This is a genomic window from Siphonobacter aquaeclarae (assembly GCF_900103285.1).
Classification (GTDB): Bacteria; Bacteroidota; Bacteroidia; order Cytophagales; family Spirosomataceae; genus Siphonobacter; species Siphonobacter aquaeclarae.
Map to the genome: position 1 here is coordinate 93,893 of NZ_FNGS01000006.1, position 18,368 is coordinate 112,260.

The 18,368-nt window shown below is 54.6% G+C and carries 19 protein-coding genes; 7 read left to right on the top strand and 12 right to left on the bottom strand.

Annotation, left to right across the window (positions count from 1 at the left end; translation table 11 throughout):
* The first annotated feature begins 3 nt into the window (after nucleotides 1-3).
* Nucleotides 4-1,335 carry a hypothetical protein gene (locus BLR09_RS16265; RefSeq protein WP_093204501.1) on the top strand — a complete coding sequence of 444 codons (1,332 nt, stop codon included), beginning with the start codon at nucleotides 4-6 and terminating at the stop codon, nucleotides 1,333-1,335.
* A gap of 12 nt (nucleotides 1,336-1,347) precedes the next feature.
* Nucleotides 1,348-1,689 carry a heavy-metal-associated domain-containing protein gene (locus BLR09_RS16270; protein WP_093204503.1) on the top strand — a complete coding sequence of 114 codons (342 nt, stop codon included), beginning with the start codon at nucleotides 1,348-1,350 and terminating at the stop codon, nucleotides 1,687-1,689.
* Nucleotides 1,690-1,792: 103 nt separating this feature from the next.
* Here BLR09_RS16270 and BLR09_RS16275 read toward each other — a convergent pair whose 3' ends face one another.
* Together BLR09_RS16275 and BLR09_RS16280 are read right to left on the bottom strand one after the other, a co-directional pair.
* Entirely contained in the window at nucleotides 1,793-2,965 is a 1,173-nt protein-coding gene (locus BLR09_RS16275; RefSeq protein ID WP_093204506.1) for a glutathionylspermidine synthase family protein, read from the bottom strand.
* Between the two features lie 12 nt (nucleotides 2,966-2,977).
* On the bottom strand, nucleotides 2,978-3,595 hold the full coding sequence (locus BLR09_RS16280) for a Cj0371 family chemotaxis-regulating polar lipoprotein (protein ID WP_093204509.1): 618 nt from the start codon (nucleotides 3,593-3,595) through the stop codon (nucleotides 2,978-2,980).
* Between the two features lie 112 nt (nucleotides 3,596-3,707).
* Here BLR09_RS16280 and BLR09_RS16285 point away from each other — a divergent pair, with 112 nt between their 5' ends.
* Nucleotides 3,708-4,919 carry a hypothetical protein gene (locus tag BLR09_RS16285; RefSeq protein WP_093204512.1) on the top strand — a complete coding sequence of 404 codons (1,212 nt, stop codon included), beginning with the start codon at nucleotides 3,708-3,710 and terminating at the stop codon, nucleotides 4,917-4,919.
* Here the strand turns inward: BLR09_RS16285 and BLR09_RS16290 are convergent.
* The 6 genes from BLR09_RS16290 to BLR09_RS16315 all read right to left on the bottom strand — a co-directional run bounded on the left by BLR09_RS16290 (nucleotide 4,870) and on the right by BLR09_RS16315 (nucleotide 11,266).
* Nucleotides 4,870-5,796 carry a sugar phosphate isomerase/epimerase family protein gene (locus BLR09_RS16290; protein ID WP_093204516.1) on the bottom strand — a complete coding sequence of 309 codons (927 nt, stop codon included), beginning with the start codon at nucleotides 5,794-5,796 and terminating at the stop codon, nucleotides 4,870-4,872. The genes BLR09_RS16285 and BLR09_RS16290 overlap by 50 nt on opposite strands.
* A 12-nt stretch (nucleotides 5,797-5,808) precedes the next feature.
* The gene (gene deoC / locus BLR09_RS16295; RefSeq protein ID WP_093204519.1) at nucleotides 5,809-6,498 is read right to left on the bottom strand and encodes a deoxyribose-phosphate aldolase; all 690 of its coding nucleotides are present in this window, start codon (nucleotides 6,496-6,498) and stop codon (nucleotides 5,809-5,811) included.
* The gene (locus tag BLR09_RS16300; RefSeq protein ID WP_093204521.1) at nucleotides 6,495-7,463 is read right to left on the bottom strand and encodes a YpdA family putative bacillithiol disulfide reductase; all 969 of its coding nucleotides are present in this window, start codon (nucleotides 7,461-7,463) and stop codon (nucleotides 6,495-6,497) included. The genes deoC and BLR09_RS16300 overlap by 4 nt, the downstream gene beginning before the upstream one ends.
* A 290-nt stretch (nucleotides 7,464-7,753) precedes the next feature.
* The gene (locus BLR09_RS16305; RefSeq protein ID WP_093204524.1) at nucleotides 7,754-8,278 is read right to left on the bottom strand and encodes a lipocalin family protein; all 525 of its coding nucleotides are present in this window, start codon (nucleotides 8,276-8,278) and stop codon (nucleotides 7,754-7,756) included.
* 179 nt (nucleotides 8,279-8,457) lie between these two features.
* Nucleotides 8,458-8,979, bottom strand: coding sequence for a lipocalin family protein (locus BLR09_RS16310; protein ID WP_093204526.1), 522 nt, complete (start codon nucleotides 8,977-8,979; stop codon nucleotides 8,458-8,460).
* A gap of 145 nt (nucleotides 8,980-9,124) precedes the next feature.
* On the bottom strand, nucleotides 9,125-11,266 hold the full coding sequence (locus BLR09_RS16315; protein WP_093204529.1) for a M3 family metallopeptidase: 2,142 nt from the start codon (nucleotides 11,264-11,266) through the stop codon (nucleotides 9,125-9,127).
* 113 nt (nucleotides 11,267-11,379) lie between these two features.
* On the opposite strand from BLR09_RS16315, the gene BLR09_RS16320 reads away from it, so the two are divergent.
* Entirely contained in the window at nucleotides 11,380-12,417 is a 1,038-nt protein-coding gene (locus tag BLR09_RS16320) for a hypothetical protein (protein ID WP_093205320.1), read from the top strand.
* On the opposite strand, the gene BLR09_RS16325 is transcribed toward BLR09_RS16320, so the two are convergent.
* Together BLR09_RS16325 and pyrF are read right to left on the bottom strand one after the other, a co-directional pair.
* Entirely contained in the window at nucleotides 12,410-13,576 is a 1,167-nt protein-coding gene (locus tag BLR09_RS16325) for a glycosyltransferase family 39 protein (RefSeq protein ID WP_093204531.1), read from the bottom strand. The genes BLR09_RS16320 and BLR09_RS16325 overlap by 8 nt on opposite strands.
* Entirely contained in the window at nucleotides 13,569-14,399 is an 831-nt protein-coding gene (gene pyrF, locus BLR09_RS16330) for an orotidine-5'-phosphate decarboxylase (RefSeq protein WP_093204534.1), read from the bottom strand. Before pyrF ends, BLR09_RS16325 begins: the two co-directional genes overlap by 8 nt.
* Before the next feature lie 172 nt (nucleotides 14,400-14,571).
* Between pyrF and rfbC the strand changes: the two genes are divergently transcribed.
* Genes rfbC through BLR09_RS16345 form a run of 3 tightly spaced genes read left to right on the top strand, consistent with a single transcriptional unit; the run spans nucleotide 14,572 to nucleotide 16,232 of the window.
* Nucleotides 14,572-15,150, top strand: coding sequence for a dTDP-4-dehydrorhamnose 3,5-epimerase (gene rfbC, locus BLR09_RS16335; protein WP_093204536.1), 579 nt, complete (start codon nucleotides 14,572-14,574; stop codon nucleotides 15,148-15,150).
* 30 nt (nucleotides 15,151-15,180) lie between these two features.
* The gene (locus BLR09_RS16340; RefSeq protein ID WP_093204539.1) at nucleotides 15,181-15,672 is read left to right on the top strand and encodes a hypothetical protein; all 492 of its coding nucleotides are present in this window, start codon (nucleotides 15,181-15,183) and stop codon (nucleotides 15,670-15,672) included.
* Nucleotides 15,669-16,232: a thiamine phosphate synthase gene (locus BLR09_RS16345; protein ID WP_093204543.1), complete on the top strand. Its 564-nt coding sequence runs from the start codon at nucleotides 15,669-15,671 to the stop codon at nucleotides 16,230-16,232. The genes BLR09_RS16340 and BLR09_RS16345 overlap by 4 nt, the downstream gene beginning before the upstream one ends.
* Here BLR09_RS16345 and moeB read toward each other — a convergent pair.
* Nucleotides 16,200-17,249, bottom strand: a complete 1,050-nt coding sequence (gene moeB, locus BLR09_RS16350; RefSeq protein WP_093204545.1) for a HesA/MoeB/ThiF family protein — start codon at nucleotides 17,247-17,249, stop codon at nucleotides 16,200-16,202. The genes BLR09_RS16345 and moeB overlap by 33 nt on opposite strands.
* Entirely contained in the window at nucleotides 17,246-18,367 is a 1,122-nt protein-coding gene (gene thiH / locus BLR09_RS16355) for a 2-iminoacetate synthase ThiH (protein WP_093204548.1), read from the bottom strand. The genes moeB and thiH overlap by 4 nt, the downstream gene beginning before the upstream one ends.
* Nucleotide 18,368 lies beyond the last annotated feature (1 nt).

Genomic DNA, 18,368 nt, shown 5'->3' on the forward strand with positions numbered 1-18,368 from the left:
GCCATGAAAAAGTTTTGGATTACAGCGTTGTCTCTGTTGAGCCTTTCGGCCTTCGGACAACACGAACACCACCATACGATGCCCGCGGACTCGAGCCGCAACTCCATGTCCGGCATGCACGCCGGACATGGACAGATGGCCACGATGACGCATTCCTACTCGCTCAGCCTGCCCATGAACCGGAACGGTTCGGGTACCGGCTGGCAGCCTGACGCGACTCCGATGTATGCCTGGATGGCGCACGGATCAAAGTGGACCTATATGATGCACGGAAGCGTTTTTCTGCGGTATACAGCTCAGAACTTTGGAAACAGCGGCAAACGGGGCCAGGAATCGGCCTTCTCCGCACCGAACTGGGTGATGGGTATGGCGCAGCGCCGGGTAGGAAAGAACGGGCTGTTTACGGCGTCTATGATGCTGTCGCTCGACCGGCTGACGGAAGGTGGCAACGGTTATCCGCTCCTGTTTCAGACGGGGGAAAGCTGGAAAGATGCGCCGCTGATTGACCGCCAGCACCCGCACGACCTGATCTCCGGCCTGTCGGTGGGCTATACCCAGCGGCTGAGTCAGAAAGTGGACGTGACGGCGTACCTGGGTTACCCCGGGGAACCGGCGCTGGGACCGGCGGCGTTTATGCACCGGTTTTCGGCGATGAACAACCCGGACGCGACCCTCAGCCACCACTGGCAGGATGCAACGCACATTGTATTCGGTGTGGCGACACTCGGGGTGAGAATCGGGCAGGTAAAACTGGAAGGTTCATCCTTTACCGGCAGAGAACCGGACGAAAACCGGTATAACTTTGATAAACCCCGCTTCGATTCCTACAGCTACCGGGTATCCTGGAACCCGTCGGCGACCTGGTCGCTGCAGGCTTCCCGGGCATACCTAAAGTCGCCGGAGTCGCTGAAACCGACCGAAAATGTAGACCGGACAACGGCCTCGGCGCAAAACAACCGGCGCCTGGGTCGTGACAGCTGGCTGGCGACTACCGCCGCCTGGGGATATAACCAGTCCGGCGACCACCACAATGAGCACTCAGCCCTATTGGAATCGAACTGGCAGCACCCGAAATGGGCAGTATACGGCCGGTATGAGTGGGTGCAGAAATCCGCCGAAGAGCTGGCGCTGGCTACGCCGGGCGTATTCGACGTCAACGCCATTACGCTGGGATATTCCCGGCAGCTGGCCCGGTCAAAAAGCCTCTGGCTGACGGCCGGTATTCAGGGAAGTATCTTTTTAACAGATAAAGCGCTCGAGCCGGCATACGGTTCCACGCCCGTTTCCGGGCAGGTTTACCTCCGGCTGACGCCCACAATTCTATCCATGAACTAACCAAGTAAAACGATGATGAAGTCACTTGTTCTCGGCCTTCTGCTGGCCGGTAATCTCCTGGGATTCTCCGATGAACCCAAGATCGTTAAAGTCAAAACGTCTGCTATCTGCGAGATGTGCAAGGCGCGGATCGAGAAGAATCTCGGATTCTCCAAAGGCGTGAAAGACGCGAACCTGGATCTGAATGACAAGGTGGTGACTGTCACCTACGATCCCGGCAAGACCAGCGAAGAGAAGATTCTTCAGACGATTTCGAAGACGGGCTACGACGCCAACCTCGTCCCCGCCGATCCGAAAGGGTATGATAAGCTTCCTTCCTGCTGCAAAAAGGACAGCAAAATGAAGCATCACTAGAAAGACAGGCCGTTCCACCCGGAACGGCCTGTCTTTCTATATTCTGTGTCTTCTGTGCTTTCTGTGAGAAAAAAATAGTTATCTCTCACAGAAGACACAGAAGTTATTCGACGATATGTCCGGAAAAGCGGGCGCCATTGTCGAGAATTTCTCCGCCGGTCCGGTACCCCAGTCCGCAGCCTTCTCCCGCAAAAAATACGCCCGCCTGGTACCTGTTTCCTGCACTATCTACCGGAAACGCCACATATTCCTGATACACACGGGGTTGATCGTCGTAATCCCCTTCGGCGGAGGTTACGGGCTTTCCGTCTTTGTCCAGGATCTCCACGTTGGCCCCTTCCCGTCCAAACATAACTTTGGCAACGGACGGAATACCTGCCGGAGGAGTATTGTAGGTCGGAAGCAGCAACGGGTGTCCGGGATTACGTTCCCACAGTACTTTCAAAATTGCCTTTGACTGAAACAGGAGGGTATAGGCGGGGTTGATGATTACCGCCTTCCGGTTCCGGACGATTTGCGTGAGCAGGTCGGCGAGATCGGGTTCTTCCCACCCGATAAACTCCCAGGGTACCAGCTTGAACCAGAAGTCGAAGCGCTCGAAGTTTCCGTTTTGCGCATTTTGGCGGAAAATACCTTCGCTGGGTGAGAATTCGACGTCTTCCACATACGCATACTCCACGTCAAATCCGGCTTCTTTCGCGGCTTCACCCAGTACCTGCACGTTGGTTTCGTCTTCGGGAAATCCCTGTAAAGTCGAGATCAGCAGGGTAGGCGTCAGGTCGGAATTCAGGTTGCGCAGCAGCTGGAAGTTTTCGACCAGCGATTCGTACAGGGTATTGAATTGGGAGGCTTCGTCGAGGCCGTTGGCCTTCAGATGCGCCCATTGCACGATTCCCGTTTCCGGTATACAGGTAGCCGTATCGGCATTGAACTCAATCAGTTTAATCGGTTTCCCGTCAATACCGCCGGCAAAATCGAAACGCCCGTAAAGGTGCAGGTGCCGGTCGTCATCCCAGGAGAGGCGGATCAGTTCCTTCAGGTTGTCGGGAATACCCAGCTCGGCAAACCGGTCCTGGTCAATGACGGCCTGACCGGCATCGATAAAAAGTTCATAAAGATCATTGGCGGCGTCGTAATACGCCTGTGCTTCCGCCTCGCTGACCACCACCAGGTCGTGAGTAAGGTAGGAAAGGGTATCCGTCCCCAGCATCCAGTCCCAGCCGACCTGCCGCAACTGCGATTCCGGGGAGAGGGGTAATGTCTTGATTTTGGGCATGTTGTTTGTCGGTTATCCGCCAAAGCCGTTGCTCCGGCTACGACTGAAAAATCCGCTGCGACCACTCGACGGCCGGGTTACCTTTACCCGGTGAGTACTGGCGGAACTACGTACTTCGTCGTGCACGCGGTTAGCCCGTGCATAGGTAGCGGGGTTGGAATAAAACCGGGAACGATCCTGTTCGCGGTTGTAATATTGCTGATACACCTGGTTGTTGGACTGTCTCCCGATAAAATACCCGATACCGCCCCAGAGCAGGGCGCTGCCCAGGCCGCTGTGGTGCTGGGTATGGTAGGAGGGGTTGTTGACTACCTCCCTGTCGATCAGGGCTTTGGAAGCCGCAAGGGTCAGGGTGTCGCGGTGTCCGTCGTAATACCGGACAATCGCGCGGGAGCTGTCTGCCGGAACGGATACTTCGTCCGTGATCCGGAATTCGCCGGGGCTGATTTCCGAGATATAGGTACGCACGCCTTTGCCGTACCGGGTCTGGTCTTCGTAGGTCGTTTCGGTCGACGAGCCGCCGCATCCCTGCAACGCCACGCCTCCGCTCAGGAGGGCGAGGGCGAGCGTGCCGCCGATGGCGATGTCTTTGGTTTTTCGGATGAACGAACCTTGTCTGGAGGGTGTCATGGTGTGTGATTCCGGATGAGTGACGGGTCAAAGATGAAACAGAGACCCGGGAAAACGGCGCTTACTTCGGATATGTGGTAAATTCCCGGACAGGATATCCGTATTTTAGCGGATGAGCCCCGACGACCGGGCGGGTATTGTGTACATGAAGGACTTACTTTCCCTGCTGATTGAAGAAATAGCCGGCTGCCAGTCGACCGGTGATCGGTATTACCCTGCCGGGCTGTTTCCCTCCCGCCGGGAGAAGAGAATCCTGGGGTATGTCCGGGAGGATTCCAATATCTTCTTTACGGCGATAACGGTTTTTACGCTCAATGATATTCGTCCGTTTCTCGGAGCGGAGGATCAGGTAAAGGTCGCGGAAATCGCTGCCAAAGCAGCTGCCACCTATGAATTATACCGGAACAAAAACGGACTCGCCACCTATAACTTCTACCAGACCGATCCGTCCAATCACTTTCCCAACGGGCATATCATGCGCAAAACCCGGCATTTCAAACTGCCGGATGATGTGGACGATACCGTCATGCTCTACCTGATTACGCCCCGTACCTGGGAAGAGAATGAATGGCTGAAAGAAAAACTCCGCGCGCATGCCAATACCGTAAAAGGCTGGGTACGAACGGGACCGGATATGTTTCGGAACAAAAAGATCTATTCAACCTGGTTCGGAGAGAAGATGCCGATAGATTTTGACGCCAGTACGCTGTCCAATGTCTTGCTGTGGGTATGCCGGAATCAGTTGCCGCTCGATGAATTCGATTACGATGTCCTGGACTTTATCCGTCACTCGGTCAAATCCGGAGACTACCTCACCCGACCGCTCGAAGTATCGGCGTATTACGCCACCACGCCGTTGATCATGTACCACATCGGCCGGCTGATGGCCGAATATCCGGTCCTGAACGACTGCCGGAAGCGTTTTCTGAAAGACCTGAAACACTGGCTTTCCGAACAGAAAATCAGCTGGATGGACCGTATCATGCTCAATACCACCCTGCTGCGGCTGGGCGAAAAAGCCGAAAAGCTCGTTCCGGACCATGCTACGGTCACAGATATCCGGAAATGGTCGGCGCATCACTGCTTTTCCATTGCGCCGATTCTCAACTATTATCCCCAAACCCGCTGGCTGACCGGCTGGAAACTCAGCCATATCAACTGGGTATGCGATGCGCATTCGCTGACGCTGGTGGCCGAGTACCTTGCACTGCGGTCCGGAAAAAGACATACCAGTGGCGGGGAAACGGCATCCCGCGTCCCCGCCACCGGAGCGGCTAAGCGCCGCCGAGGAACTGACGGAGGTAGTTCCGCGACGTCAGAATAGCCGCCTGAACATCCTGCAGGTTTCCTTCATAAGCTTTGTCTTCGACTTCGATGACAACGGGCCCTCGGTAGCGTACGTCGGTCAGCGCGGCGAAAAAGCCCCGCCAGTTAACGTCTCCGAGGCCCGGAAGCTTCGGCGAGTGATATTCCAGCGGATTGGCCATGATGCCGACGCGGTTGAGCTTGTCGCGGTACACTTTCACGTCCTTCAGGTGAATGTGATGCAACCGGTCTTTGTAGTCGTAAATCGGACGTACTTCATCCATCATCTGCCAGACGAGATGGCTCGGATCGTAGTTCAGACCGAAGATCGGCGAGGGGATAATTTCGAATAGTTTATCCCAGATGGCCGGCGTGGTGGCGAGGTTTTTGCCGCCCGGCCATTCGTCGTCCGTAAACCACATCGGGCAGTTTTCAATCCCGATTTTAACGTTGTATTCTTCGGCTACGCGGACAATCGCCGGCCAGTGCTCGGCGAACAGCTTCAGGTTTTCGGTGACCGACAGTTTCGGATTCCGGCCGATGAACGTATTCACCACCGGTACTTTCAGTGCCGCTGCTGCCTTGATGATTTTTTTGATGTGTTCGCGGTAAAATTCCGCCTTTTCCGGGTCCGGGTCGAGGGGATTGGGGTAGTAACCCAGGCCGGAAATGTTGACCCGGTACTCCTTGAGGCGGTGCCGGATATCGTTGACTTCGTCGGTCGTGAGGGCGGCGACATCAATGTGTGATACCCCTGCGTACCGCCGGGAATCGCTGTTGTCTTTCGGCCAGCACATCACTTCCACGCACCTGAAGCCATGCTGCGAAGCGAATTTGAGGACGTTTTCGAGGTTGTAATCAGCCAGAATGGCCGATACGAAGCCGAGGTCAAGCATACTTTTAAGCGGTTACGTGATGGATTGTTTGCGGGCTTCTTCCAGAATAGTGACCGTTGAACTGGTACCAATCCGGGCGACGCCCATTTCCCGGAGCGCCAGTGCAGCCTCCAGTGTCCGGATACCTCCCGACGCCTTGACGCGAACGCCTTCGCCGGCATGCGCGAGCATCAGCGCGAGGTCTTCCGGAGTGGCGCCGCGGTATGCAGCGCCGTCCGGCTTCGGAAAGCCGAAACCGGTTGAGGTTTTAATGAATTCAACATGCCGGCAGAGCGTGCAGAGACGAATCTTCTGCGCGTCGGTCAGGTAGTCGTTTTCAAAAATGACTTTCAAAATAGCCCCGTTTTCGCGGCAGGTCTGGTGGAGCGCGTTGATTTCAGCACTTACATAGGTCCAGTCTCCGCCGAGTACTTTTCCGAGGTTGACGACCATGTCTATTTCCGTAGCTCCGTCACGAATGGCTTGCAGGGTTTCCGCGATCTTGATGGATGTCGCGTTACTGCCATGCGGAAAACCGATGACCGTACATACCGCTACATTGCTACCGGCCAGCAGGCGCGCGGCCAGCGGCACGGCATAAGGCTTGATGCATACTGCCGCAACGCCGTAGTCCAGGGCGGTACGGCAACCGGCCTCCAGCTCCGTATCCGTCAGCAGCGGAGAGAGCAACGCGTGATCGATGAGTCGGGCCAGTGGCGTCATGCGGATTGTATCTGGGAAAGGATATGGCCGATGATCTTTTCGGCATGTATTCGGGAGTTTTCAATAAACCAGACGTGCGTATCCATCCCGCCGCAGACAACGCCGGCCAGGTATAATCCGGGCAGGTTGGTTTCCTGGGTGTCGGGGTCGTAGGTCGGATAGCGTTTTTCATCTTCTGACAGGGTAATACCGGCCTGTTCGAGAAACGAGAAGTTCGGCTGGTAGCCCGTTGCAGCTACTACGAAATCATTTGGTATTGTAATCAGGCCGTCCGGCGTCCGGATGTCGGCTTCTGTTTCGCGCACCGCAACGAGATGCGAATGAAAGTAGGCCCGGATGGAACCTTCCGCAATCCGGTTCTCGATATCAGGCTTGACCCAGTACTTCACCCTCCGGCCGATCTCGCCTTCCCGGATCACCATCGTCACCTCGGCGCCTTTACGGTAGGTTTCAAGTGCGGCGTCGACCGAGGAGTTATTGGCGCCTACCACAATGACCTTCATACCGGCGTAAAAATGCGGCTCCTGGTAGTAATGGGTTACTTTCGGAAGGTCTTCTCCGGGAATATTCAACAGATTCGGAATATCGTAGAAACCCGTCGCGATGATGACGCGGGGAGCGTGATAGGTACCTTTCAGGGTACGGACGGAATAGCCGTTTTCCCGCTCAATGGCTTCGACTTGTTCAAACAACCGGATATTCAGCTTGTATGAAAAAGCCACCCGCCGGTAGTATTCCAGGGCTTCGGGCCGGGTGGGCTTGGCATTATTGGAGACGAAGGGCACACCGCCGATTTCGAGGCGGTCGCTCGTCGAAAAAAATGTCATATTGGCCGGATACCGGTAAAGGGAGTTGACCAGACAGCCTTTTTCCAGAATCACGTAGTTCAATCCGTGCTTCTTTGCCTCCAGGCCACAGGCCAGGCCGATCGGCCCGCCTCCGATGATGATCAGATCCAGGTTCATGTGTCAAAAATAGGGACTGAAGGGAGAAGTCCCTCAGGAAAGGAATAGTTCGGATGATCCGGGTTTCTTCCTGTCAGAGACAAACATAACCAGGGCCGGGTGATGGAAAAATGATATTGGTTAGGCTCGGAATCGAATAATTTCCGCAGGAATAGGAGACGGAATACTGAATGCAGCAAAACCAGGAAGGGAAGCCGGTGGCCGGAGATAGAACGAGGCGGATAATAGGCCCGTCTGAAAACCAAAAGACCTCACCGGAGGGCGAGGTCTTTTGGTTCAATAAGTTGCTATTACTTCACAGTGAAGTTGCCTTGTACAGAGAATTTTTTTGACTTAGAGATGTCAACTTTGATAGCACTGAAATACGTTGAAGCCAGCTCATAAACAAACCGTTGATCTTCGGTGTAGTCTTCTGGTTTTTTCGTCAAATCAAGTTCTTCGCCGGACTTAATTGTCAGTTTTTTGCTTTCAAGACTTACAATGCTGATGTACTCTACATCCGTAGACCCATCATAGGTAACCTTGATTTGCTTGTCGCTGAGTTCCCACTTTCCTGAATCACTCGATCCGTCTGAATCTTTAAAAACAAAAGAGCCGTTATCCTTAAATTCCCAGGTACTGGTGTCTGAGGGATCTGTCGGCAGATTATAGGCCTTGCCATCCAGTACAAAATCGATACTGGTTGCTGTCCATACTTTCCCAATCAGATCGGCACGATTGACGGAAGGAGTAACATCGTCTTTTTTCTTCGAACAACTGGTGAAAACAAAAATAAAAAGGAGTGCAGGCAGGATAGAATAACGTAAAATGGACATAATAAGGGATTGGTTCGTGAGCCGCGAATATGCAGGTTAAAAGAGCGGTTCGTCAAGTAAATTCACCAAAAATGTTTGAACGGTATCGGTTCCTTTTTCTCTTTTCCGGAGAAATACTTAGAAGAGATAGTACAAAAAAAGTCCGTCACATGTGACGGACTTTTCCGAAAAAAAACGGATTATTTAACGACCAACGTCGCGTTTATAGCCAGTTTTCTGTTTTTTGAAATATCCAGATTAAGGCGGTCGAGGTAATGATTCGCCATCGTGAAATAGGTAAGTTCCGACGGCGTATAGGCCTCTTCTTTTTTTGTAAGATCCAGATTTTCAATCAGGTTTAGTACCAGTGTTCGGTCTTCCAGCCGCGTAATAGTCAGGTAGTCAACAGCTGTACTTTCTTCATAGCGGAGTTTAATCCGGTTGCCGCTCAGCTCCCAGGTACCCTGTTCGGTTTTGCCGTCTTCGTCGGTTGTGCGGTAGGTGCCATCTTTCCGGAATAACCAGTTTCCGGTAGCGCCCGGCGTTTTTTCGGAATAGGTTTTTCCATCCAGCACGAAATCCACCTGATTGGATGTCCATACTTTTTCGACCAGATCGGCCTGGCCGGCAAGCGGAGAAGGGTCGTCCTTTTTTGCAGAACAGCCCGTCATCACCCAGATAAACAACAGCGAAGGAAATAAACGATAACGTAGAAAGGACATAGCGGATCGCGTCTTACCGCGCGAAGATGGCTTGTAAAGAATCAGGAAAGCAACAAACCAGCCCGTTAAAAACTGTTAACACGGTGAACAGGCCGTCGCTGCAGAACAAAAAAAGAGTCGCCCGGAGACGACTCTTTTTCATCGATTACTTAATCAGCCCGGCACGCTTCAACATGGCTTCGGGTTTGGGTTCCCGGCCGCGGAAGCGCTTGTACAGAATCATCGGCTTTTCGGTACCGCCTTTCGACAATACATTGCTGAGGAAAGACTGCGATACTTCCTTATTGAAAATGCCTTTTTCCTTGAAAAGCTCAAATGCATCGGCATCCAGTACTTCGCTCCACATGTAGGAATAATAGCCTGCCGAATATCCGCCGGCGAAGATATGGGCAAAGGCCGGGCTGACAGCCGTACCTTCCACGAGCGGAAGTACTTCCGTCTGCGCAGCGACTTTCGCTTCTACCTGTGCGACCGACTCATTCGTCGGCGCCTGTCCGTGCCAGGCCATATCCGTCAGGCCGAGGTTGATCTGCCGTGCCGTACCAACGCCCGCCATGAAATTGGAAGAAGCCTTCAGCTTTTCGATGTATTCCTGGGGAATAACCTCGCCGGTTTTGTAGTGCTTTGCAAACAGCTTCAGTACTTCCGGCTCGAGGCAGAAGTTTTCCATGAACTGGCTCGGCAACTCTACGAAATCCCAGGGGACGCTCGTACCGCTCAGGGCGTCGTACTTCACGTGCGAGCTCATGGCATGCAGGGCATGGCCGAACTCATGGAAGAGGGTTTCTACTTCGCGGAAGGTCAGCAGAGACGGCATCGTCTCGGTAGGCCGGGTGAAGTTACAGACATTCAGCACATGCGGGCGAATGTCCTTGCCTCCTTCGAAATGCTGCGAGCGGGTACCTGAGTTCCAGGCGCCGGCGCGCTTGCCGGGCCGGGGGAAGTAGTCGCCGTACCAGATGGCGAGCAGGTTTCCTTTCGCGTCAATAATCTCGTAGGTCTTTACCTCGGGGTTCCAGGTCGGAATATCCTTCCGCTCCTTGAACGTCAAGCCGTACAGCTTGTTGGTCAGGGTAAACAGGCCGTCGAGTACGTTTTCCAGCTTGAAGTAGGGCTTCAGCAGTTCATCGTTGATGGAGTACTTTTCCTTTTTCAGTTTCTCGCTGTAGAAGCTCACATCCCAGCGCTGCAGGGTATTTTCGGGATAGCCCTGTGCCTTCGCGTACTCGGTCAGTTCCTTGATTTCGCGCTCGGCAGCCGGCTTCGCATAGCTGAGGACGTTCTTTTCGAAGTCCATGACCGTCTTCGGGTTCTCGGCCATGCGCTCTTCCAGGATGTAATCGGCCCAGGTCTTGTAGCCGAGGAGCGTTGCCTTGTCATGACGCAGCTTGACGATTTTCTGGATTACTGCCTGGTTGTCGTTCTTGTCGCCGTTGAACCCGCGCTTGTTATACGCCAGCCAGAGTTTTTTCCGGAGTTCCCGATTCTCGGCATATTGCATAAACGGGCCGTAGCTCGGCGCCTGGAGGGTGAATACCCAGCCTTCCTTGTTTTGCTTTTTGGCGACAGCTTTCGCCGCTTCCTTTACATATTCAGGCAATCCGGCGAGGTCTTTTTCGTCGGTCACCAGCAGCGAATAGGCGTTGGTTTCGTCGAGGTTATGCTCGTTGAATTCGATTGACAACTGGGAGAGTTCCTTGTTGATGCCACGGAGCTTTTCCTTGTCGGCTTCCGACAGATTGGCGCCGTTTCTTGAAAAGCCTTTGTAGGTCTTTTCGAGAAGCATCTGGTCTTCCGTGTTCAGTTTGAGCTTATCCTTTTGATCCCAAACGGCCTTCACACGGGCGAAGAGCTTTTCGTTGAGGGAAATGTCGTTGCCGTATTCCGTCAGCAGGGGAGAAGCCTCGCGCACGGTTTTCTGCAGCTCGGGCGTGGTTTCCGCACTGTTGAGGTGGAAGAGGATGGGGGTCACGCGGCTGAGCGTCTGTCCGGCGTCTTCGAGTGCAACGATGGTATTCTGAAACGTCGGCTTGGCAGGGTTGTTGACGATCGCGTCAATTTCCTTGCGGCCGAGGGTCATCCCTTCTTTCATGGCAGGGATGAAATGTTCGACTTTGATTTTGTCGTACGGAGGAGTCTGAAAAGGCGTAGCAAACGCCTGAAGCAACGGATTTTGTTCCATAGAGGTGTTCCCGGCGGCCGTCTGCGCGGGGGTTACTTTCGGGCCCTGGGCCAACGCGGCAGTCGTACCGGCCAGCAGGGTCAACAATTGGGGGAGTCTTTTCATTCGTTTGATGACGATCAGCGTAAAGAATCTACGAAGTTGAGTAACATTGTCCTAATTTGCCAAACCGCTCATGGAAAAACGGGGCGGGCGGAAGCAGGAAGGAAACCGAAGCCATGCAAGAGGACGTAGTCATTCACCGGAAGAAACCGATTTTCCCCATCAGTGCGGAGCTGCACAAATACCTGCATAAATACCAGCGGGAGGCTAAACTGCCGATCGGGTACAGCGACCTGCTTAATTTTCGGGAATCAGTACCGCTGACGGATAAAAATGGCCGGGATACCCTCTGGGAATCACCGATTTATCCTCCCGGCGAAATCGAACACATTCACAATGGCCTGAAGAAAATCTACGCCATGCTGAATACGTCGGGGAATATCAGCATCGTCGAGCACAAGTACATCGACCGGATCGACTACTGTACCTTCGGCAATACCCATCCGTTCCGGATACGGATTGTCAACCGGCTGAATGATGTGTACGATTATTTCTACGTGAAGAAAGCCGATGCGTCGCGGATCTATGGCCTGGAACTGGAGCATACGCTGTCGCCGAATGACGTAAACTACCTCGTCGACCATACGACACTCGTCGAAGAACACATTGCCGGTATTCCGGGCGACGCCTTTCCCCGAACCTACATGAACCATCCGGAGTATAACCCCATCCGGATCGCCAAGGAGTTCGTGAAATTCAACGAGCGGTGCCTGATTATGCTTCTGGGAGACATGCGGTCCTACAACTTCGTCCTCCAGATTACCCCTGATTTCGACGATTTTCAGTTCCGTATCCGCTGCATCGACTTCGACCAGCAGTTTTACGAAGGCAATCGTAAAGTTTATATGCCACAGTTTTTCAAGGAAAACCTGGCGTATGTGAAGCTGGCAATGGAGCACCTGACCGACAAGACTGTCTGGCAATACCAGCAGGAGGAACGATCGATGCTCGTGCACCGTATCCGGAGCGAGCGTCATCGCCTCGCGCACCTGCGGGACGTAGCCAACCGGGATGTTCTTTCGACCGAAGAGAATGTCCACCAGCTGAAATCCGGCCTCGCCGAGTACTTCCATAACCCGGACTACCTGAAGTGCGGAAGCATGGTTGATATCGTAGAACTCAATATCAAGAATGTCATCCGCCAGATCATCTGAACCGGCGGAGCAGCTTATTCATTGCCATCGCTGCGAAAATCAGCACAAAGGGCATCGCCGGAATCATGTACCGGAGCATGGGGATGATGAGAAACGTCGTTCCCCAGAAGAAGAAAATCAACAGCAGACAGAGGACAATACCCCGGCTTTTTTTCGGAGAATACTGCGCAAACCCGTACGCCGCGAGTACGAGCAGTATGCCCTGGATCCACCCCGTTGCGGTTTCCCGCGAGCCAGACCATAGGCCATACCAGCACCGTATTAGCTTCAGTCCCACTAGTTTAAGCAATGCTACCGGCTCTGCCTGAAGCAGCACCGTCCGAAGTGAGGAATAGGTGTAATCTGTTCGGGATAGCTGGTCCATGAGGCGGTATACATCTGCCGGTACCGGTACCGGCGTTCCGGCATAGGAGGGATGACCAAACAGCAGCCCTTCCCGAATGACCAGAATCGACTTTCCCTGTACCGGAATCCATTCTCCGTTGAGCATATAGACGTAGTATTCCCACGGAAAAAGTGTTAGCCCGAAAGCCAGCAGAAAGCTTACTGCCGACCGGAAAGAACGCGTAAAACCCAGGTATACAGCCAGTACAATGCTCAGGTACAGGGTGATCGGCCGGATCAGACAGGAGAGGCCCAGCAGTACGCCGGCCAGCATAATCGTAGTAATGCCTGACTTTTCACGGGCTATCAGCGCCAGCGACGCCAGAAAGCAGGTCAGAAAAGGAATTTCGCTGCTGGGCTGAACGAAAAGATAGAGCTGAAAAGGATAGCAGGCCCAGAGCAGGGTACTCCACTCCGCGGTGGTACTTCCGAACAAAGATCGGGCGAATTCCCTGATCAGCAAGGTATTAACGACGCCGAGCGGGAGCGTCGCCCAGACAACTGCCTCGTACCTGGGCACTTGCAGCCAGTCGGCCAGCCGGTGTAACGGAAACAGGTAAAACACATACCCCGGCGGGAAAAAAATGAACGCCCTGCCTTTCTCTGTAAATCCTTTGCCGGCTGCGAGTGTATCGGTCAGGGCGTTGTAGGGCGTGTAATCGGGAGAAAAGGGCTGATCCGGACGGAACAGGCATACAAACAGGATTTCGACGAGGAAAGAAAAAACCATCCACGCCCCAATCCGCTGCCGTTCGGTCCGGATCAGATCAGGCATATTGTTCAAGGTATCCGGCCATCTCCTGTTGTACGGCGCGGGCTTCGTCGGCGGCGCGGCGGGCAAAATCTTCACCTGACGACGCGTAAATAATGGCTCTGGACGAATTCACAAGCAGACCGCACTGGCTGTTCATTCCGTACCGGGACACGTCCGCGAGGCTGCCGCCCTGCGCGCCGACACCCGGTACGAGCAGGAAGTGATCCGGAATGAGCTCCCGGATGCGGGCAAGCTGGTCGGCCCGCGTGGCGCCTACAACATACATCAGCTGGTCTGCCGTACCCCATTGTGCCGACGTGAGAAGTACTTCTTCAAACAGGGCGCGGTCGCTGTCTTTCAACGCCAGGCGCTGAAAATCGTGGCTGCCCGGGTTGGACGTCAGCGCCAGCAGGATGACCCATTTGTTCTCAAATGCGAGGAAGGGCTTGACCGAATCGGCACCCATGTAGGGGGCGACGGTCACCGAGTCAAACTCCAGTCCAGAGGCCGACTTGTCAAAAAATGCCCGAGCATACAATCCGGAAGTATTACCGATATCGCCGCGCTTGGCGTCTGCGATGGTAAAACACTCTTTCGGGATGATTTCCAGGGTTTTCTGGAGACTTTCCCACCCCCGCGGACCGAGTGCTTCGTAAAAAGCCAGGTTCGGTTTATAGGCGACGGCATACTCATGGGTGGCCTCGATAATGGCCCGGTTAAAGGCAAAAACGGGGTCCGGCTCCGACCGGAGGTGCGACGGAATTTTCTGAATATCAGTATCCAGCCCTACACAGAGGTAGGAAGATTTGCTCCTGATTTGGGCGTAAAGGTCTGACCGGGTCACAATTGGCAGGGAAAAAGTCGAATAATCAACAGGAAATGAGACAGATACGGAGATTGTTCCTGCAAGGACGGAAACTTTGCCTGAACAGAAGTCACTCTGCCGTTACTTATTCCTATTTTTGCTCTGCAAAATTGTAGTGACATTTTCAAACTCACAACCCCTTACGCATTGCATGGAATTTCGTCCTGGCCAGCTCGCTGGATTGATTGAACTCTTTCCCCGGATTTTCGAAGACGAACGAGGCTTCTTCTGGGAGTCATATAACGAAAAAACGTTCGCGGAAGCTAATCTCCCCACAGCTTGCCAATTCGTTCAGGATAATCACTCCTGGTCCAAAAAGGGAGTTCTCCGCGGACTTCACTGCCAGCACCAGCCGCATGCGCAGGGAAAGCTGGTCCGGTGTACGCAGGGGAGCGTATTGGACGTCGTGGTGGACATCCGCCCCGATTCTCCGACGTTCGGGCAGCACGAGAAATTTTTGCTGACGGCTTCCCGCGGCAATATGCTCTGGGTACCCGGCGGTTTTGCCCACGGGTTCGTTGCCCTTGAAGAAGCTACCTTCATGTACAAGTGTACCAACTTGTATAACAAGGCGGCCGAGTCCGGCCTGCTCTGGAATGACCCGGCACTGGGAATCGACTGGGGCCTGTCGGAATACGGAATTGAAGCGCCTACTGTTTCTGCCAAAGACCAGATTCTGCCTAACTGGGAGGAGTTCAAGTCTCTCCTCGGAACGCTGCAGAACTCCTGATACACAGCCCGGTTAAGCCGGGCTTTTTTTATGATTTCAGCCATCGCCGATACGCTTCGTACCTACCGGTCACCCGCCCTGCACGGCTGGGTGATTGCGCGTTTGTCTGTAACGGCGGAGCCGGGCCAGCCGGGTATCGTACTAACGGGCCGGGCCGCGGTTATCACCGGGTACCTGCCCCGGGAACAGGTCTGGCTCTGGGTAACGCTCGTTCCGGGCAGGGAAGTACGGCAAAGCGCTTCGGAGCCTGTCGGTCCGTTTCGTATCTCGCGGGAAGAATTGGCGGAATACCTGGCGTTTTCGGGAGACGATAATCCCATACATACAGGCGGGCAGGCGATCCTGCCTGCGTTGCTGTTGCTTCGGGAAATCTTTCGGCAAAGTGCTGTACTTCAGAGATATGAGGCGCGCTTTTTGATGCCGGCGTTTGCCGGAGAAGGTATTTTTTTGTCGCAGGACGGACCGGTTACGCTCGCCCGCAACGCCGCAGGAGAGGCACTGCTCCGCATCACTCCTCTATGAAGCGGTTTCTGCTTGTGGCGATTACAGAAGATGAGGGTCTTTCGCCGGATCTGGTTCAGCGCCTCTTCGAAAGCGGCCTGGATTACCTGTACTGGCGTTCTGCCGCGCCAACCGATGTGCTGACTTCGCTGCCGGCTGCGTACGTATCCCGTATCCTTGTCGCGCGGGAGACTCCCATACCCTTTCTACGGCATAGTAAAGAGCAGGAACGGGACGCAAATAGTCATTCTTTTTCGACAAGTATCCACCGGTTGATTGATTGGCCGGGTCTTTCTGCGGACATGGTATTTTTCAGTCCCGTCTTTCCCAGTATATCCAAACCGGGCTATGGACCGACGGCACCCCTGGCTGAAACAGCCGCCGAAATCAGCCGTATCCGGCAGGAAATACCGGTCCTCCCGCTACTGATCGCGCTGGGTGGCGTCACACCGGCCAATGTTTGCATGCTCGTTGCAGCCGGGTTCGACGGCGCCGCAGTCATGGGGACCTTGTGGCAGGCTCCCGATCCGGTCGCTGCCCTCCGTGCGTTACAAAACGCCGTAACGCAGGATAGCCGCTAACCCGCCGCGAACCTGAACGACATTCCGGAACCCGTGATCCTGTAGCAGACGGACCGCCGTGCGGCTGCGAACGCCGGACTGGCAATGCACGTATACAGGAACGTTTCGCGGTATATCGGTCAGCCGGTTTTCGAGCTCCGACAGGGGAATATTTTTTCCGCCGATATTTTCGTCCTCGTATTCCGAAACTTCCCGGACATCGATCAATACCGCGTCTTCTTCCAGTGGAAACAGCGCGGCGGGGTCGATCTCGTCGGTTTCGCAGACATATGTCGTATCCGGCAACGCATCGATCGCCGCATTTTCCGGACGAAGAGAGAAGGAAAAAACGTTGAAAACCATCGACAGCGCATCGAAAAGCAGCAACCGGCCGCTCAGCGGATCGCCGATACCCGCGCAGAGTTTGATGACCTCCGCGGCCATCAGCGTCCCCGTAATACCCGGCAATACGCCAAGTACGCCTGCTTCCGAACAGGCAGCCAGCTCGCCCGGCTCAGGGTAGAGGCAGCGGTAGGTCGGTCCGCCGCGGTGGTTGAGTACGCTTACCTGCCCTTCAAAGCGGTAAATCGAACCGAATACAAGGGGTTTTCCGAGAATGACGCAGGCGTCGTTGACCAGGTAACGGGTATCGAAATTATCTGATCCGTCGACCACGATATCATAGTCTTCCAAAAATGAGAGAATCGTACCCCGTTGCAGGTATTCCGGAAAAGCAGTTACCTCGATAAGCGGATTCTGCTCACGAAGGAGCGTCGCGGCGACGAGCGCTTTGGATTGTCCGACATCCTGCGGGCGGTACAGTACCTGCCGCTGGAGGTTACTCAGCGCGATGGTGTCGCCGTCAAAAATGCCGATGTGGCCAACCCCCGCCGCTGCCAGGTACTGCAGCAGCGGGCAGCCCAGGCCACCTGCGCCGACGACGGCTACGCGGGCGGCGTTGATTTTTTCCTGACCGGATTCCCCGATTTCCGGGAGTTTGAGGTGCCGGCTGTAGCGGGTGCGTTGTTCGGTTGTCATACGCCGGTGAGAGAGGTGTCCCAGTCTTTCCATACCACTGAATACCCCTGACGCCGGATGATTTCGGCCATTTCGGAGGGGGAACGTTCGTCCGAAATCTCAAACTGCTCCAGCGATTGGGGCTCGACGCTATAGCCGCCGGGGTTCGTTTTCGAGCCGGCACTGAGGCTCGTGATACCCAGGCGGATCAGCGCATCTCTGAATTTGGGCGCTTCCCGCGTGGACAGGGAGAGTTCGACGTCTTCGTCAAACAGCCGGAAAGCGCAGATAAGCTGCACCAGTTCGGCATCCGTCATGACATCCCGGAACGAACGGGAGGATTCTCCGAGCTGGATCGGTCGCAGGCGCGGAAAGGACAGGCTGAACCGGCTTTTCCAGTATGTCTTTTCGAGGTAGCGGAGGTGCAGGGCCGTGAAGAAACTATCGGCCCGCCAGTCTTCCAGACCCAACAACGCCCCAAGTCCGATCTTGTGAATACCTGCCTTACCCAGACGATCCGGAGTATCCAGGCGGTAGTAAAAGTTTGACTTTTTGCCCTTTGGATGATGGGTCTTGTAGGCGTCTTTGTGATAGGTTTCCTGGTAAACGAGTACAGCATGCAGGCCGTCGTCGCGAAGCAGTTCATAATCCTGCTGATCCAGCGGCTGTACTTCCATCGACAGATGTGGAAACTGATCCCGCAGCAGCGCCAGGGAATGCCGCAGATACGGCACGCCGACGAAGGGTACTGCTTCGCCCGTTACCAGCAAAATATGTTCGTATCCCATCGCCTTCAGCGCGGCGGCTTCTTCAAGTATTTCGCTGTCTGTCAGTGTTTTGCGGCGGATTTTATTGTCGACCGAAAAAGCGCAATACGTGCAGATATTCTGGCATTCGTTCGACAGGTACAGCGGCGCGTACAGTTGCATCGTCTTCCCAAAGCGACGCAACGTACGCTCGTGGCTGAGGCGGGCCATCGTTTCCAGATACGGCCGCGCGGCGGGTGAAATCAGCGCAGCGAAATCGGCCAGCGACCGGGTAGGCGCGGCCAGTGCGGCTTCCACCTGGCGTGGCGTAGCGGTGTAGATTTGCCCGACTACCTCTTCCCAGCAATAGGTATCAAATAAGTCCCGGAACATC

What these genes read in the sequence shown, in the direction of transcription:
- BLR09_RS16315 (WP_093204529.1), bottom strand. Translation starts at nt 11,266, where the DNA reads ATGAAAAGACTCCCCCAATTGTTGACCCTGCTGGCCGGTACGACTGCC.
- BLR09_RS16270 (WP_093204503.1), top strand. Translation starts at nt 1,348, where the DNA reads ATGATGAAGTCACTTGTTCTCGGCCTTCTGCTGGCCGGTAATCTCCTG.
- rfbC (WP_093204536.1), top strand. Translation starts at nt 14,572, where the DNA reads ATGGAATTTCGTCCTGGCCAGCTCGCTGGATTGATTGAACTCTTTCCC.
- BLR09_RS16325 (WP_093204531.1), bottom strand. Translation starts at nt 13,576, where the DNA reads ATGCCTGATCTGATCCGGACCGAACGGCAGCGGATTGGGGCGTGGATG.
- BLR09_RS16280 (WP_093204509.1), bottom strand. Translation starts at nt 3,595, where the DNA reads ATGACACCCTCCAGACAAGGTTCGTTCATCCGAAAAACCAAAGACATC.
- BLR09_RS16310 (WP_093204526.1), bottom strand. Translation starts at nt 8,979, where the DNA reads ATGTCCTTTCTACGTTATCGTTTATTTCCTTCGCTGTTGTTTATCTGG.
- moeB (WP_093204545.1), bottom strand. Translation starts at nt 17,249, where the DNA reads ATGACAACCGAACAACGCACCCGCTACAGCCGGCACCTCAAACTCCCG.
- BLR09_RS16340 (WP_093204539.1), top strand. Translation starts at nt 15,181, where the DNA reads ATGATTTCAGCCATCGCCGATACGCTTCGTACCTACCGGTCACCCGCC.
- deoC (WP_093204519.1), bottom strand. Translation starts at nt 6,498, where the DNA reads ATGACGCCACTGGCCCGACTCATCGATCACGCGTTGCTCTCTCCGCTG.
- BLR09_RS16305 (WP_093204524.1), bottom strand. Translation starts at nt 8,278, where the DNA reads ATGTCCATTTTACGTTATTCTATCCTGCCTGCACTCCTTTTTATTTTT.
- BLR09_RS16290 (WP_093204516.1), bottom strand. Translation starts at nt 5,796, where the DNA reads ATGCTTGACCTCGGCTTCGTATCGGCCATTCTGGCTGATTACAACCTC.
- BLR09_RS16300 (WP_093204521.1), bottom strand. Translation starts at nt 7,463, where the DNA reads ATGAACCTGGATCTGATCATCATCGGAGGCGGGCCGATCGGCCTGGCC.
- BLR09_RS16320 (WP_093205320.1), top strand. Translation starts at nt 11,380, where the DNA reads ATGCAAGAGGACGTAGTCATTCACCGGAAGAAACCGATTTTCCCCATC.
- BLR09_RS16275 (WP_093204506.1), bottom strand. Translation starts at nt 2,965, where the DNA reads ATGCCCAAAATCAAGACATTACCCCTCTCCCCGGAATCGCAGTTGCGG.
- BLR09_RS16285 (WP_093204512.1), top strand. Translation starts at nt 3,708, where the DNA reads ATGAGCCCCGACGACCGGGCGGGTATTGTGTACATGAAGGACTTACTT.
- BLR09_RS16345 (WP_093204543.1), top strand. Translation starts at nt 15,669, where the DNA reads ATGAAGCGGTTTCTGCTTGTGGCGATTACAGAAGATGAGGGTCTTTCG.
- BLR09_RS16265 (WP_093204501.1), top strand. Translation starts at nt 4, where the DNA reads ATGAAAAAGTTTTGGATTACAGCGTTGTCTCTGTTGAGCCTTTCGGCC.
- thiH (WP_093204548.1), bottom strand. Translation starts at nt 18,367, where the DNA reads ATGTTCCGGGACTTATTTGATACCTATTGCTGGGAAGAGGTAGTCGGG.